General features: G+C 69.9%; 3 protein-coding genes. All 3 read right to left on the bottom strand.

Annotated features, from left to right (window positions below):
- Nucleotides 1–20: 20 nt before the first annotated feature.
- Nucleotides 21–5,861 carry a non-ribosomal peptide synthetase gene (locus tag ACWPOC_RS19190; RefSeq protein ID WP_120279967.1) on the bottom strand — a complete coding sequence of 1,947 codons (5,841 nt, stop codon included), beginning with the start codon at nt 5,859–5,861 and terminating at the stop codon, nt 21–23.
- A 155-nt stretch (nt 5,862–6,016) separates the two neighbouring features.
- On the bottom strand, nt 6,017–11,848 hold the full coding sequence (locus ACWPOC_RS19185) for an amino acid adenylation domain-containing protein (RefSeq protein WP_455409184.1): 5,832 nt from the start codon (nt 11,846–11,848) through the stop codon (nt 6,017–6,019).
- Nucleotides 11,849–12,035: 187 nt separating this feature from the next.
- A partial coding sequence (locus tag ACWPOC_RS19180; protein ID WP_455409183.1) for an amino acid adenylation domain-containing protein occupies nt 12,036–17,586 on the bottom strand: 5,551 nt, incomplete at its 5' end.

The raw sequence follows: 17,586 nt of genomic DNA, 5'->3' as shown, positions 1-17,586 counted from the left end.
GGATGTCGAGTTGTGGCCGGTCAGCGCCTCTCGTCGAGACGGCGACCGATGGCGGGTCCGATGACCGCCCACGCCTTCCTGGTGGCCATGTCCCAATGGGAGACCGGCACCTCACGTGTGGTCACCAGCCCGTTCACGTAGGGATACCAGGCCTCGGTGGAGGACATCGGACGATCGCTCTCGGCGACGAAGACCGTCAGGTCACCGTCGTAGACCTCGGGACGATGCGTCGCGAGGACCGAGTACGAGTGCCGGACGCCCTCGACGATCCGGGTGATCCGTTCCGGGGAGAGGCTGTCGAACGGCGCCGGCAGAGCCTGCACCACCTGCTGCGCGCTCTCGGCGGTGAGCTCGGTGAGGGGGATCTCCGCAGCCGGGCCCTCGGCCGGGATGCCGAGTACGTTCGCGACCGTCGGGGCGGTGGCCGCGGTGCGCTGCGCGTCGGTCCGCGCGGCCCCGGTCTCGGGGTAGGCGTCGAGGATCGCGAGGGTCGGGACCTGCTCCCCCGCCCGTCGCAGCCGGACCGCGACGGCGTGGGCCAGGATGCCGCCCATGGACCATCCGACGAGATGGTAGGGGCCGTGCGGGTGCGCCTGCCGGATGAGCCGGACGTACTCGTCCGCCCAGGCGCCGATGTCGCCGGGCAGGTTGCCCGCCTCGCCGAGCGCGGGCGACTGCAGACCGTAGACGGGACGGTCGCCGAGGTACGGCACGAGACCGGCGAAGCCCCACGCGAGGCCGGTGACGGGGTGGATGCAGAACACCGGTGCACCGTCCCCACCGGAACGCAGCGGCAGCAGCGGGTCGAGACCGGCACTCCCGAGCGTGTCCGTCTCGGACGTGCTGTGCGAGTCGATCCGGGCGGCGAGTTCCTCCACACCCGGGTGCAGGAACAGCCACGGCAGCTCGACGTGGGCGTCGAGGCGGTCCCGCAGGCGCGCGGCGACCTTGACCGCGCTGAGCGAGTTGCCGCCGATGCCGAAGAAGTCGTCGTCGAGACCGACCGGGTCGTCGCTGCCGAGCACTTCGGCGTAGACCGACGCGACCGTCGCCTCCGTGCCGGTGCGCGGGGCGCGGTAGGGCGCCGTGACGACCTCCGCCTCCGGGAGGGCCTTGCGGTCGACCTTGCCGTTGACGTTCAGCGGGAGGGCGTCGAGGGTCACGAAGCCCTGCGGGACCATGTAGGACGGCAGCGTCCGCGCCAGCGCGCCGCGGATCGCGGTGATGTCGGGGGCTCCGCCGGTGGGGACGACGAAGGCGACGATCCGGTCGCCGTGCTGCACCGTCACCACCGCGTCGCGGATCTGCGGCAGCGCCCGCAGCGCGGACTCGATCTCCCCGAGCTCGATGCGGAAACCACGCACCTTCACCTGGAAGTCGGCCCGGTCGAGGTATTCGAGCGTGCCCGACAGCTGATCGTCGTCGAACCGCCAGCGCACGAGGTCGCCGGTGCGGTACAGGCGTGTGCCGGGGTCGCCGAAGGGGTTGGCGACGAACCGCTCGGCGGTCAGTTCCGGTCGGCCGGAGTAGCCGCGCGCGAGCTGGGTTCCTGCGAGGTAGAGCTCCCCGGCCACTCCCGGGGGCACCGGGTGCAGCCGCTCGTCGAGGACGAAGACCTGCGTGTTGGGGATCGGGCCGCCGATCGGAACCGAGCTCTCCCCCGTCTCGGTGACGCGGTGCGCGGTCACCGAGACCGCCGCCTCCGTCGGCCCGTACAGGTTGACGAGGTCGGTGTCCGACCGTTCGAGGGTGCGTTCGGCCGTGTCGACGGGAAGCACCTCACCGATCGCGAGCACTCGTCGCAGCGAGTCGGGCAGTTCTCCGTCGGCGTCGTCGAGCAACGCGTCGAGCATCGAGGGCACGACGTGCAGGGTCGTCACGTGCTCGCGGCGGATCAGGTCGTTGAGGTAGGCCGGGTCGCGGTGGCCGTCGGGTGCGGCGACGACGAGTTTCGCGCCGGAGGTCAGCGACGACCAGAACTCCCACACCGACAGGTCGAAGGTCGCTGCGGTCTTGAGCAGGACGGCGTCGCCCACACCGAGGCGGTATTCCTTCCGCTTCCAGACGAGCTGGTTGACGATCGCCTCGTGCGGCACGACGACGCCCTTCGGCCGTCCCGTCGACCCGGACGTGTAGATCACGTAGGCGGCGTTGCTCGCGCGCAGCGGAGCGAGGCGGTCGGCGTTGCGGATCTCCTTGCCGCTGTAGGCGGCGAGGTCGACGGTGTCGACCTCGATGGTCGGCCGGTCGCCGGGCAGGTCGAGGCGGTCGCGGCTCGTGGTGAGGATGCAGGCGGGGTCGGCGGATCCGAGGATGTACTCGACGCGTTCGCGCGGGTGGTCGGGGTCGAGCGGCAGATACGCGCCGCCGGCCTCGACGACCGCGTACATCGCGACGACGAGGTCGATCGAACGTCGGATCGGGAGCGCGACGACCGTCTCGGGACCGACGCCGTGCTCGATCAGCATCCGCGCGAGGCGTCGGACCCGGTCCGCGAAGTCCCCGTAGGTGAGTTCGCCGTTCGCGTCGACGAGCGCGCATGCCGTGGGCGTCGTGCGGGCCTGATCGTCGAACAGGTCGGCGAGGGTCCGGCCGGGGCCCACCGCGATCTGCTCGGCCTCCCAGGCTTCGAGCATCGCGGCGAGCTGGTCGGGCTCGTGCAGGTCGATGTCGCCGACGACGACGTCGGCGTCCTCGGCGACGGAGCGCAGGATGCGCAGGTAGCGGTCGACCATTCGCCGGATCGAGGCTTCCTCGAACAGGTCGGTGGCGTAACCGAATTCGATGTCGAATCCACCCGGCCCGCCGTCGATGCCCTTGTCGACGATCGTCACGTGCAGGTCGAAACGGACCGACGAGGACGACGCGTCGAGCGCCTCCACACGCAGGCCCGGCAGCTCGAGCGTGTCGATGGTGAAGTTGTGGTACGACAACCCGACCTGGAAGAGGGGGTGCCGGGACGGCGACCGAACGGGGTCGAGCACCTCGACGAGCCGTTCGAACGGGATGTCGGCGTGGTCGAAGGCGTCGATGTCGACGGTGCGGGCCTGCTCGAGCAGATCGGCGAAGGTGCCGCCGAGATCGACCTCGGTGCGCAGCGCGAGCATGTTGACGAACATGCCCACGACACCGTCGAGTTCGGGCGCCGAACGCCCGGCGACCGGGGTCCCGATCACGACGTCGTGGGTGTTCGACAGGCGTGCGAGGAGTGCGGCGAGTGCGGCGTGCACGACCATGAACGGGGTGGTTCCCGCCCGGCGGGCGAGGCCGGTGATCGCCTCGTGGACGTCGTCCTCGAGTTCGACGCGCACGGCACCGCCGCCCGCGCCGAGGATCGCAGGTCGCACGTGGTCGGTGGCGAGATCGAGATGCTCGGGGACACCGGCGAGCGCGTCCGTCCAGTACGCGAGCTGACGGCCCGCGATCGATTCGGGGTCGTCGTCGGTGCCGAGGACCTCCCGTTGCCACAGCGTGTAGTCGGCGTACTGCACCGGCAGCGGCGCCCAGTCGGGCGCGTGCCCACCGACACGTGCGGTGTACGCGGTGACGAGGTCGCGCACGAGCGGCGCGAGCGAGGTGCCGTCGCCGGCGATGTGGTGCAGGACGAGAACGAGCACGTGCTCGTCGGGTGCGGTCGCGAACAGGTGCGCACGGACCGGAACCTCGGCCGTGACGTCGAATCCGCGGCCCGCGACGCGCGCGAGATGCTCCGGCAACTCGCCGGCGGGCACCTGCTCGACCGGAACGTCGACGACGCGTGCTCCCGGTTCGAGGATGCGCTGCTCACCCACACCGTCGATCTCGGGGTAGACGGTACGGAGGGTCTCGTGGCGCTCGACGAGGTCGGCGAACGCCGCGCGCATCGCGTCGACGTCGAGTCCACCGGTCAGACGCACCGCGAGAGGGATGTTGTACAGGGCGGATTCGGGATCGAGGCGGTTGAGGAACCACATGCGCTGTTGCGCGTAGGACAGCGGCAGGTGTGCGGGTCGCGGGCCGGCGACGAGCGGTACCGCGCGATCGGAGCCGGCCGCGTCGAGGTGCCGGGCGAGTGCCGCGACGGTCGGCTCGTCGAACAGCGCGGCCGCGCGGACGGTGACGCCGAGACGCGCCCGGAGGCGGCCGACGACGGACGTCGCGAGGAGCGAGTTGCCGCCGAGATCGAAGAAGTCGTCATCGAGTCCGACCCGGTCCACACCGAGGACATCGGCGAAGACATCGGCGACGGCCTTCTCGGAAGCGGTGACGGGAGCGCGGAATTCGGCGACGGTCGTTCCCACCTCGGGAAGTGCCGCGCGGTCGACCTTGCCGGAGGGGGTCAGCGGGATGCGGTCGAGGGGCACGACCGCGGCGGGGACCATGTACGTCGGGAGCACGCCGGCGACGTGTTCGACGAGGCTGCCCGGATCGGGCGGGCCGTCGGTGCCGTGCACGTAGGAGACGAGTTGGGTCTCCCCGGCAGGGGTCTCGCGGCCGACGGTGAGGGCGAAGTCGACCCCCGGGTGCGACGCGAGTGCGGCGTCGATCTCCCCGAGTTCGATGCGGAATCCGCGGACCTTGACCTGGAAGTCGTTACGGCCCACGTAGACGATGCCCGACGAGGGCGTCTCGGGTCCGCGCACGACGTCGCCGGTGCGGTACATCCGCGCACCTCCCGGCGCTGCGACGAATCGCGCTGCGGTGAGCCCTGGGCGACCGAGATACCCGCGGGCCACCCCCGGCCCTGCTGTGTAGAGTTCGCCCGCGACACCGACGGGGACGGGGTGGAGTCGCGAATCGAGCACGGTCTCCGTGACATTGCCGATGGGAGGTCCGATCGTCACCCGGTCGCCCGGGGTGAGGGGTTCGGAGATGTTCGAGACGATGGTCGTCTCGGTGGGTCCGTAGACGTTGTGGAAGCGGCGGCCCGGCGCCCATCGCGTCACGAGTTCGGGCGGGCACGCCTCGCCGCCCACCGCGACGGTGCCGAGTACCTCGAGACCGGCCGGGTCCACCGAGGCCAGCGCTGCGGGTGTGACGAATGCGTGTGTGACCCCGTGCTTCCGCACGACATCCGCGAACTCCGACCCGCCGAAGACGGTCAGCGGGGCGACGACCATCGTCGACGACGCACCCACCGCCAGCAGGAGTTCCAGCACGGAGGCGTCGAAACTCGGTGACGCGAAATGCAATGTGCGCGACTGCGGCGAGAGTCCGTAGCGCTCCACCTGTTCGGCGCAGAAGTTGGCGAGCCCCGAATGCGTCACCACGACGCCCTTGGGGCGACCGGTGGAGCCGGAGGTGTAGATGACGTACGCCGCGTTCTCCGCACGGACGACACCGCGTCGCTCGTCGAAGAAGACGGGCTCCGAGGACATCCCGGCCGATTCGTCGCGCACCTCGGCCGAGTCGAGCACGAGTGCGGGTACCTCACCGGGCAGCGTGCCGGCGTGTTCCTCGGTGGTCAGGACGAGCCCGGCCCCCGAATCGTCCAGCATGTAGGCGATGCGATCGGCGGGATAGGTGGGGTCGACGGGCACGAACGCCGCGCCGGTCTTCGCCACCGCCCAGGTAGCGAGGACGGATTCGAGCGAACGCGTGAGGAACGGCGCCACGCGGTCCTCGGGACCGATTCCGCGCGAGATCAGAAGACGTGCAAGGCGTGACGATGCCGCGTCGAGTTCGCGGTAGGTGAGAGCGCCGGATTCGGAGACGACGGCGATACCGTCCGGATTCCGTTCGACGGCGACGGCGAGCAGATGGGGCAACGATGCGGTCGGTGCGCTGCGGCGCAATCTCCGAGGCCTGCTCGACGTACGGATCCCGGAAACGGATCCCTCGTCCGAGTGGGCCGAGTCGAAGTCCATCGCATTCGTCGTCATACCACTCCCCGCTTCGCGCCGGGGGACGGTACGGCTGATGAACGCACGCCGAAACAGGCGCGCGTCCTAGCGCATCGACGTGATCAGGCCCCCGACTGCCGAATCACGTTCGCCGAACTACACGAGTTTTGCACAGTAGTACAGACGCTGCCACTTCAATCGCCGACACGGAGTGTCGAGTCGCGCTCATAGGCTTCACAATTCGGACATACGCGGCGGTTGCACCAGGCGGCGAGGAGCGGGCCGACGGTGCGACATGCATGCTCTCCCGTCATCGCCCAGTGGGACACGTCGATGTCGTGGCGGTGCACCCGTCCGGTGACGAACTCGGTCCAGTCCCGCCGGGAATCGTCTTCCGGCGACGGCGAACTCCGCGACCCCACGAAGAGCAGGTCGCCCTCGAAGCGTTCCGGCAGATGCCGTTCGAGGACGTCGAACGAGTGGCCGATACCGGCGAGCAACGACTCGACGGACGGGAAGACGTCGCCGCCGTGTTCGGCACGCCCGAGAATCGATGTGATATCCCCGACGTTCGGCGTGGCGCGGTCACCGTTGTCGAGACCGTTCAGTGCCGCGAGGGCCACCGACCGCGGATCGACGGACTCCGGTAGCGGAGCCGGGACGTGCGCGTCGAGCAGGACGAGGGAGCCCACGCAGCTCCCGTGTCGTTGCAGTTGCACGGCCATCTCGTGCGCGATCACTCCGCCCATCGACCACCCGACGAGGTGGTAGGGCCCGTCGGGATGTGTGCACCGGATCTCGTCCACGTACAGGGCAGCCCATTCCCGGATCGATCCGGGAAGCTCCTCGGTGCCCGACAGCGCGGGCGACTGCAGTCCGTAGACCGGACGACCGGCGTCGACGAACTCCGCGAGCCTCGAGAATCCCCAGGCGAGGCCGACGACGGGGTGGACGAAGAAGACCGGCTCACCGAAGGCGGGTCCCGTGCGCAGGGGGAACACGACGTCGAACGCCGTGGACGCCGACTCCTCACCGTCGCGCTCGCTGCGTTCGATCCGCTCCGCCAGTTCGGCGACGACGGGGTGGGCGAACAGCCACTCGAGAGGCACGGGACGCTCCAGCGCCGCCGCGAGTTCGCTGACCGCCCGGACCGCGACCAACGAGGTACCGCCCGAGCGGAAGAAGTCGTCGTCACGTCCGACCGACTCGATGCCGAGGACCTTCCCGAACACCTTCGCAACGGCGGATTCGACGGCGGTGGCGGGCGGACGGTGCTCGGCCGGCGCGGCCGGGACGAGTGGGAGGGCGTTCCGGTCGAGTTTGCCGGTGCTCCCCTTCGGCAGGCAGTCGATCGCGCGGATGTCGGCCGGGACCATGTAGTTCGGTAACCGTTCGCCGAGCGAGGTCCGCAGGGCGGCGGTGTCCGGTGCGGTGCCGTCCGAGGTGACCACGAAGGCCACCACGCGGTCGCCACGATGTGCGTCCTGCTGCACCGTTGCCGCCGCGGCAGCGACGCCGGGGCATGCCCGGAGGGCGTCCTCGATCTCACCGAGCTCGATCCGGAACCCACGGATCTTCACCTGGAGATCCCGGCGACCGACGTAGTCGAGTTCGGGTCCGCGTGCGGTCGTCACCCAGCGCACCAGGTCCCCGGTCCGGTAGAGACGCCCTCCGCTGCCGAAGGGGTCGGCGACGAACCGGCCGGCGGTCTCACCTGCCCGCGCGACGTAGCCGCGCGCGAGTTGCTCGCCGGACAGGTACAACTCCCCGACCGCGCCGAGCGGGACCGCACCGAGGCGGTCGTCGAGCACGTGGACGCCCGTGTTCCACACCGGTGTCCCGATCGGCACGCCATGGACGTCGGCGTCGGTCACCGGGTGATCGGTCACCGAGACGGCCGCTTCCGTCGGTCCGTAGAGATTGACCAGTTCGGCGTCGCTGCGGGCCGCGAACTCCCGCGCGGTCGCGGCGGGCAGGGACTCGCCGATGGACAGCACACGCTGCAACGTCGACGGAAGTCGATCCTCGACGCCCGACAGGAGCATGCCGAGCATCGTCGGAACCCCGTGGAAGGTGGTGACCCGTTCGCGTTCGAGCAGGGCGATCATGGCGCGGGGGTCGGGGTGGCGTCCCCGGTCGGCGATCACCAGCCGACCACCGCACGTCGACCAGCCCCAGAACTCCCAGACCGACAGGTCGAAGGTCGCCGGGGTGTGCAGGACCGACACGTCGTCGGGTCCGAGATCGAACCGTTCTCGCAGCCAGCGCATCTGATTGGTGACCGCACGATGGGTGACCGCAACACCCTTGGGGACCCCCGTCGAACCGGAGGTGAACAGGACGTACGCGATGTTCTCCGGTCGCAGCGGGGCGAGCCGCTCGGCATCGGTCACCGGCGCTGCGGACAGTCCGGCATGGGCGGGATCGTCGACGTCGATCACCGCGGCACCGCCGAGATCGACGGCCGCGGAGGCCCCACCCGCACGTACGACGACGGCGGGTTCGGCGGCCGCGACGATCTGCGCGATGCGTCCGGACGGCAGGGAGGGGTCGAGTGGAACGTAGGCTCCGCCGGCGACGGACACCGCGTACATCGCGACGACCAGCTCGACGGATTGCCCGATCATGAGGCCGACCCGGGTCTCGGGGCCGACACCGGCCGCGATCAGCGCACGCGCACACCGGTTGACGCGCTCGTCGAATTCCCTGTAGGACACCGACGTTCCCTCGTGGACGAGGGCGATCGCATCGGGGCGACGATCGGCGTGCGCCCGGAACGGATCGGGAAGGACGGATGCGTCCGGACTGCAGTGCTCTCCCCTGCCGATGTCGAGCAGCCTGGTCCGCTCGCTCTCTCCGATCATGTCGGCATCGCCGACGGGACGTGACGGGCAGTCCACGAGTGCGGCGAGCACGCGCGTGAACATGGACGAGAACGAGCGGGCGGTCTCCTCGTCGAACAGGTCGGCCGCATACGTGAGCCGACCCGCCAGCCCACCGCACCGTCCATCCTGGTCGACGCGTTCGCCGACGAGCAGATGCAGGTCGAACTGCGAGATACGGGTGTCGGGGACCAGACTCTCGACGGACAGACCGGGAAGGTCGAGCCGGGACGGTGCGAGGTTCTGGAACGACAGGCCCACCTGGAAGAGCGGGTGCCGTGCCAGGGATCGGGCCGGATCGAGCGCTTCGACGAGCCGCTCGAACGGCAGGTCGGCGTGGTCGAAGGCCTCCAGCACCGTCGCGCGACTGCGGTCGAGGAGTTCGTCGAAGGATTCGGCGGGGTCCACGACGGTCCGGAAGACGAGGGTGTTGACGAACATGCCGATGAGGTCGTCGAGCAGCGGATCGGTGCGCCCGGCGACGGGGGTACCGATGGCGATGTCGCGCGTCGCCGACAACCGGGCGAGCATCACCGCGAAGGCGGCCTGGGCGACCATGAACGGGGTCGCACCGTGACGCGCGGCGAGTTCGCGCAACTGCTCGTGGACGTGGGCGTCGACCTCGACGTCGACACTGCCCCCGCGGTGCGACTGCACGGTCGGCCGGGGACGGTCGGTGGGCAGATCGAGCTGGTCGGGCAACCCGTCGAGGGCGCGCCGCCAGTAGTCGAGTTGCCGCGCGGCGATCGATTCAGGGTCGGATGCATCACCGAGCGCATCCCGTTGCCACAGGGCGTAATCCGCGTACTGGACGGCCAGCGGCGGCAACTCGGCCGTGGTCCCGGTCGCGCGGGCGGCATAGAAGGCGGCGAGGTCGCGGGTCAGCGGCGCGAGCGACGCTCCGTCGGCGGCGATGTGGTGGACGACCACGACGAGCACGTGTTCCGTTGCGTCACGGTCGCTTTCGGCACTGCTGCCGCAACGCAGCAGTCGGGCCAGGACCGGAACCTCACGGGTGACGTCGAATCGGGTCGAGAGGACGGCGTCGACCTCGGACCGTACGGCGTCGGATTCGACTTCGACGGGCAGGAGGTCCGGTAGGAACGCCTCGACCGGGAGGACCTCCTGCACCGGGACACCGTCGATCTCGGGGTAGACGGTGCGGAGTGTCTCGTGCCGAACGACGAGATCGCGGACCGCCGCCTGCATCGCCGCGGCATCGAGATCTCCGGTAAGCCGGACGATGATCGGAATGTTGTATGCCGCAGAGGAATCGAATCGTCCGAGGAACCACATGCGTTGCTGCGCCAACGACAACGGCACCCGCTCCGGACGCTGCCGCGCCGCCAACACCACACTCCCGACCCCGGCACCGGCGGTGCCGGTATCGAGACGGGCCGCCAACTCCTGCACCGACGACGCCTCGAACACCACCGGCACCGCCACCCGATACCCCAACCGCGCCGACAACCGCGCCACCAACCGCGTCGCCGCCAACGAATTACCACCGAGATCGACGAACGAATCATCCAACCCGACCCGCTCGACCCCCAGCACCTGCGCGACCTCCTCGGCCACGGCCACCTCCACCGGCGTCCGCGGAGCCCGATACTCGGCCACCTCGAACACCGGCGCCGGCAACGCCGCCCGATCGACCTTCCCCACCGGCGTCAACGGCACCTCGTCGAGCACCGTCACCGACGACGGCACCATATAACCGGGCAACACCTCCCCCACCGACGCACGCACCTGCGCCGGATCGAGCACCACCCCCACCTCGGGCACCACATACGACACCAACGCCGACTCCCCCGACGCCAACGCCGCCCCCACCGTCACCGCGAAACCGACCCCCGGCACCGACGACAACACCGCATCGATCTCCCCCAGCTCGATCCGGAACCCCCGGATCTTGACCTGGAAATCACTACGCCCCACATACTCGAACACCCCATCACCGCCGCGACGCACCAGATCCCCCGTCCGATACATCCGAGCCCCCGGAGTGAACGGATCGGCTACGAACCGCGCCGCGGTCAACCCGAACCGACCGTGATAACCCCGCGCCACCTGCGCCCCGGCCACATACAACTCACCGACCACACCCTCGGGCACCGGACGCAACCGCTCATCGAGCACGAACGCCCCCACCCCCGCGATCGCCGACCCGATCACCACCGGCGCATCGGACACCAACTCCGCCGACGAGGTCGCCAGAATCGTCGTCTCCGTCGGACCATAGGCATTGAAGAACCGCCGCCGACCCGGCACCGACCACCGCCGCACCAGATCCGGGGTGAACGACTCCCCCGCCACCACCACCACACGCAGATCGTCCAAGCCCGCAGGATCCATCGACCCCAACGCACCCGGCGTCATGAACACATGCGACACCGACTGCGACGCAATCACATCCGCCAGATCCGGACCACCACCGACCCCCGCCGGCGCCACCACCACCGTCGCCCCCGCCGAGAACCCCACCCCCAACTCGAGCAACGACACATCGAAACTCGGCGAACACACATGCAACACCCGCGACGAAGCATCGACCCCGAAATGCTCACGCTCGGCCGACACCACCCCACCGACACCGGCATGCGAGACCACCACACCCTTCGGCCGCCCCGTCGACCCCGAGGTATAGATCATCCACGCCGCATCCGACAGCTCGAGCGAACGCACCCGATCCGCATACGACACCGGACGCGACGACAACTGCCCCACCTGCGCAGCCACCGACACCTCGTCGACCGCCACCACCGGCACCGACCCCGCCGCCTCAGCCACCACCTGCGCCACCGACGCCACCGTCAACGCCAACACCGCACCCGAATCGGCCACCATGAACTGCACCCGCTCGGCCGGATAACCCGGATCCACCGGCACAAAAGTCGCCCCCGACTTCGCCACCGCCCACAACACCACCACCGACTCGAGCGACCGCGGCACCGCCACCACCACCGCATCCCCCGGCCCCACCCCACGACCGATCAACCACCGCGCCCACCGCGACGACACCGCATCGAGCTCCCGATACGACAACGACCGAGAACCCTCCACCACCGCCACCGCATCACCCGCGGACTCCACCGCCGACACCAACAACTGCGGCAACAACACACCACGACGACCACGGGTCATACGCGGAGCACGAGGGCGAGCACGGTCCTGGCTCCGTGCCCTCATGCGGTGGGTTCCCCCATCCGTGTGCGCGTCCCCGAGCGTGCTCGGCCCCCGACAAGACCTTTGTGCAACACGGAACAGCTCTCCTTCCGGCCGTGGACGCCCCGAACGAACTCGGCCGGTAAGTAAAGTTACCTTTCCGCAATCATTCCTGCAGGACCCAGGGGGAACGCAGGTCGGAGAGTTTGCCGGCGAGACCGGCAGACAGCTCCGCACCGTCGTGCACCGGTCCGTCCGTGACGACGACCGCCACGAGGTCCTCGGTGTCGGGCAGAGCGGCGAGTTCCTCGGCCGGGACGAAGCCGTGGGTCACCCACTCCTCGTCGACGAGGATGCCCGGATCATGGTCGGGACCGGCGGGAACGACGACGGCGCCGGTGATCGCCGCGGCCAGGACGGCGAAGACCGTCCACTGGTCGAGGCGGGAACCGGCGAGAAGGACCCGCGACTCGTAGGTCAGATCGAGGCCCTTCCGGCCGCGCCGCAGCGCCGCGACGACCGCACCGTGGGTGAGATCGAGTTCACTGGTCCGGACGGCCGTGTCGTCGGGGCCGAGGACGCCGGAACGGTCGGTGTACGCGATCGAACGGGTCGGCTGCTCCGCGACGAGGGCGAGCGTCTCCGGATCGTCGACGAACGTCCCCGCGACCGAGGACGGCAGATCGTCGCTGCGTGTGAGGGTGGTCAGCACGTGATCTGCGGTGACCGCGGGGTCGACCGTGACGGCGGCTCCCGTCTTGACGGCGGCCCACACCGCGACGACCAGTTCGGGACCGACCGGAAGGTCGACGGCGACGGTGCGACCCGGACCCGCTCCACGGGAGATGAGGTACCGGGCCCACTGCGACGACCGGCGCTCGACGTCGACGAAGCCGAGCTCGGTGTCGCCCACCACCACGGCGGGCGCCTCGGGATCGGACTCGACCGCGATCTGCAGCTCTTGGACGACGGTCCGGTCGACCGTCTCGAGAGCGGTTTCCCGCACCGGAGCGGCGACCGCGGTGGTGGCCGCCTCGCGCTCGGTCTCGGTCCGGACCTCGATGTCGCCGACCACCGAACCGGGATCGGCGGCAACGGCGTCGAGGACCGTCACGAAGCGTTGCGCGAGTGCCTGCGCCGTCGTCTCGTCGAAGAGGTCGGCGGCGTAGGTGAGTGCGATCCGCATGCCGTCGTCGCCGGCGAGCGGCTCCACGGTCACCTGCAGGTCGAACTTCGCGGCGAGCACCCCCGAATCGAGTGCTTCCACCGTGAGCTCGGGCAGGTCGAGCCGGGCGGGTTCGAGGTTCTGGAACGAGAGCATCGTCTGGAAGACGGGATGACGTGCCGGCGACCGGGTGGCGACGACCTCGTCGACGATGCGCTCGAACGGGATGTCGGCGTGCGCGAACGCTTCGAGATCGGCGGTGCGCGCCTGTCCGAGGATGTCGGCGAAATGCGCGCCCGGATCGACGTCCGTGCGCAGCGCGAGTGTGTTCACGAACATGCCGACGATGTCGTCGAGCACCCGCGAGCCGCGTCCCGCGACAGCGGTTCCCACGACGATGTCCCGCGAACCGCTCATCCGCGCGAGCAGCACGGCGAGCGCGGCGTGGACGACCATGAACAACGACGCGCGGTTCTCGGTCGCCAGTGCCTCGAGCTGCTGCCGGGTCGACGCGTCGACCTCGGTGAAGACGGTGGCCCCGCGCAGGCTCGGTACCGCGGGGCGCGGCCGGTCGGTGGGCAGGTCGAGCAGGTCCGGTACCCCGGCCAGCTGTTGCTTCCAGTAGGCGAGCTGGCGGCCGGCCGGCGAGTCGGAGTTCTCGGCGTCGCCGAAGGTCTCCTGCTGCCACGCCGCGAAGTCCGCGTACTGCACCTCGAGCGGTGGCCGGTCGGGGCGCGATCCGGACAGCCGGGCGACGTAGGCCTCCATGAGGTCGCGCGCCAACGGCACGAGCGAGGCACCGTCGGCCGAGATGTGGTGCACCACGAGCGCGAGGACATGATCGTCGGAGACGACCGGGCCGGCGCTGCCGCCGGCAGAGATCGAGACGAGGCGACCGCGCACGGGCGGCTCGGAGGACACGTCGAATCCCTGCGAGGCGACCTCGACCACGGCCTCGAAGGCCTCCTGCTCGGAGGCCACCCGCACCACCTCGAGCAGCGGCATCGACTCCGCATCCAGAATCTTCTGGAACGGGCCCTGCTCGTCCTGCGCGTAGACGGTGCGCAACGTCTCGTGCCGCTCGACGACGTCGCGCACCGCTGCGGTCAGCGCATCGATGTCGAGCGCACCCCGCAAGCGGATGGCGAGCGGGATGTTGTAGCTCGCGGAGCCCGGATCGAGCTGGTTGAGCACCCACATGCGCTGCTGCGCGAGCGAGAGCGGGATGCGATCGGGACGCGGCCGTGCGACGAGTTCCGGCACAGCCCGATCGGAACCGCCGGCGTCGACGCGCGCCGCCAGACCCTCGACGGTGGGATCCTCGAACAGTTCCCGGATGGCCAGGCTCGCTCCGGTCGCCTCGTTGATGCGCGCGACGACCCGCGTCGCGACGAGGGAGTTGCCGCCGAGGTCGAAGAACGAGTCGTCGGCACCGACGCGTTCGATGCCCAGCACCTCGGTCCAGACCTGCGCGACGATCCGTTCCGATTCGGTGGCCGGTTCGCGGAAACGATCGGCGTCGATGTCGATGCGGGGTGCGGGGAGAGCGCGCCGGTCGAGCTTGCCGTTCACCGTGAGCGGCAGTTCGTCGAGCACGGTCACCACATCGGGAACCATGTACCCCGTGAGGAATTCGGACGCGTGCGCGCGCACCGCGGCCGCGTCGACGGTCTCACCGGTGCGGGCGACGACGTAACCGACGAGACGTTCGCCGAGTCCGTCGTCCCGGACCATGGCGACGGCCTGTGCGACACCCGGAGCCTGCAGTAGCTGCGACTCGATCTCGCCCAGTTCGATGCGGAAGCCGCGGAGCTGGACCTGCGAGTCGCTGCGACCCGCGTATTCGAGGATGCCTTCACCGTTCCACCGCGCGATGTCGCCGGTGCGGTAGAGGCGACCGCGACCGAAGGGGTTCGCGACGAAGCGCGCGACCGTCAGGTCGGGGCGTCCGAGATATCCGCGGGAGAGCTGGTCGCCGGAGATGTACAGCTCGCCCGGCACGCCGGCGGGCACGGGATGCAGGCGCCGGTCGAGGACGTAGGCGTCCAGTCCGGGAAGCGACCGTCCGATCGCGCTGGCGGCACCGGCCTTCGCGAGGGTGCGGTCGATGGGCTGGTACGACACGTGCACCGTGGTCTCGGTGATGCCGTACATGTTCACCAGTTGTGGGCCGGCGGGGTGACGATCGAACCAGCCCGCGAGCCGGGCCGGGTCGAGTGCCTCGCCGCCGAAGACGACGTAGCGCAGCGCGAGCGGTGCCGTGTCGGCGGCGAGAGTGCGATCGGCCTCGTCGAACTGGTAGAACGCCGAGGGCGTCTGGTTGAGCACCGTGACGCCCTCGCGGCGGACGAGCTGTGCGAACAGCTCGGGTGACCGGGAGGTGAGGTAGTCGACGACGACGAGCCGGCCCCCGTACAGCAGCGGTCCCCACAGCTCCCACACCGAGAAGTCGAAGGCGTAGGAGTGGAACAGCGTCCACACGTCGTCCGGGCCGAAGCCGAAGCGGGGCTCGGCGTTGGCGAACAGGGTCAGTACGTTCCGGTGGGTGACGGCGACGCCCTTGGGGCGGCCGGTGGAACCGGAGGTGAAGATGACATACGCGAGATCGTCCGGCTGCGGCGACGCGATCCGGTCGGCGTCGGTGAGCGGATCGGCCGAGACCGAGGCGTCGTTCTGTGCGGCGGCAACGTCGAGCATCTCGATTCCGCTGCCGCGCAACGCCTCCGCTCCGGGCTCGTCTCCGAGTGCATCCGAGGTGAGGATCACGCGGGGTCGCGCCTGGTCGAGGATGTACCGCACACGGTCCTGCGGGTGAGCGGTGTCGATCGGCAGGTAGGCGCCGCCGGAGAGCACGACCGCGGTGAGAGCGACCACGAGGTCCTCGGTCCGCGGCAGGGCCACCGCGACGAGAGTGCCCGGTCCGACGCCTGCGCCGACGAGCCGGCGTGCGATCCGGTTCGCGCGGGCACCGAGCTCGGCGTACGTGAGGGTCGTCTCCCCGTGGGTCACCGCGGCATTCGCGGCGTGCGCGCGGACGGCCACGTCGAAACGGGCAGCGAGCGTGGCCGGTTCGGCGACCGGGACGGACTCGCCGAGCGTGTTCCACTCGGTGAGGATGCGGTCGAGCTCGCCGTCGGTGACGAGCGGCACGTCGCCGACCGCGACGCGCGGATCGGTGGTGACCGCCTCGAGGATCCGCGAGAACCGTTCTCCGACAGCGGCGACGGTCTGATGATCGAACAGTTCGGTGGCGTAGTTGAATTCCACCACGAGGCCGGAAGGATCGCCGGCGGCGTCGACGACATCCGCGACGGTGACCTGCAGATCGAACTTGGCGACCTGCGCGTCGAAGTCGATACCGGAGACGGTCAGCTCGGGCAGTTCCAGCTGCGAGACCGGCATGTTCTGGAAGGTGAGCATCACCTGGAAGAGCGGGTGGCGCGCCTGCGAACGAGGCGGATCGAGCACCTCGACGAGCCGCTCGAACGGCACGTCGGCATGGGTGAACGCCTCGAGGTCGGCCGTGCGCACCGAGTCGAGGAAATCACCGAAGGACGCATCGGGTTCGACGGGTGTACGCAGCACCAGGGTGTTGACGAACATGCCCACCAGATCGTCGAGCGCGGCGTCGCCGCGGCCGGCGACGGGAGTGCCGATGGTGATGTCGTCGTCACCGCCGAGCCGGGCGAGAAGCACGGCGAGCGCGGCGTGGACGACCATGAATTCCGTTGCGCCGCTGCGGCGGGCGAGATCGGCGATCGCTGCGCGGACCCGCTCGCCGAGGGTGAGTCGGTGCGAGGCACCCCGATAGCTCGCGACGGCCGGCCGGGGACGATCGGACGGCAGCGTCGCCTCTTCGGGCAGATCCGCGAGGGTCCGCGTCCAGAAGTCCGTCTCGCGCGCCATGAGCGACTCGGGGTCGGACTCCTCGCCGAGGACCTCGCGCTGCCAGAGTGTGTAGTCCGCGTACTGCACCTCGAGCGGTGCCCATCCGGGTTCCCCGCCCGCGACACGCGCGGCGTAGGCCGTCACCACGTCGCGGGTCAGCGGTCCCATCGAGTAGCCGTCGGCGGAGATGTGGTGCACCACGACGACGAGCACGTGCTCGTCCGGGGCCACGGAGAACAGGCGCACTCGGATCGGAACCTGCTGCGTCACATCGAAACCGGTAGTGACCGCTTCGGCGACCCGGGCCGGGACCTCGTCGGCTCCGACGGTCTCGGGACGGACCTCGACGACCGCGTCCGCGACGGGCAGCACCTGCTGGTAGCCGACACCGTCGATCTCGGGGTAGACGGTGCGGAGCGATTCGTGACGTTCCACCACGTCGGAGACCGCCGCCTGCAGCGCATCGACGTCCAGACGTCCCGAAAGACGAATGGCCACAGGGATGTTGTTCACGGCGGAATGCGGTTCGAGTCGATTGAGGAACCACATGCGTTGCTGCGCCAACGACAACGGCACCCGCTCCGGACGCTGCCGCGCCGCCAACACCACACTCCCGACCCCGGCACCGGCGGTGCCGGTATCGAGACGGGCCGCCAACTCCTGC

The sequence above is a fragment of the Rhodococcus sp. 5G237 genome (assembly GCF_053764735.1).
The sequence above is the reverse complement of the archived record's forward strand: the minus strand, read 5'-3'. Positions and strand labels throughout refer to the sequence as shown.

What these genes read in the sequence shown, in the direction of transcription:
- ACWPOC_RS19185 (WP_455409184.1), bottom strand. Translation starts at nt 11,848, where the DNA reads ATGACCCGTGGTCGTCGTGGTGTGTTGTTGCCGCAGTTGTTGGTGTCG.
- ACWPOC_RS19190 (WP_120279967.1), bottom strand. Translation starts at nt 5,861, where the DNA reads ATGACGACGAATGCGATGGACTTCGACTCGGCCCACTCGGACGAGGGA.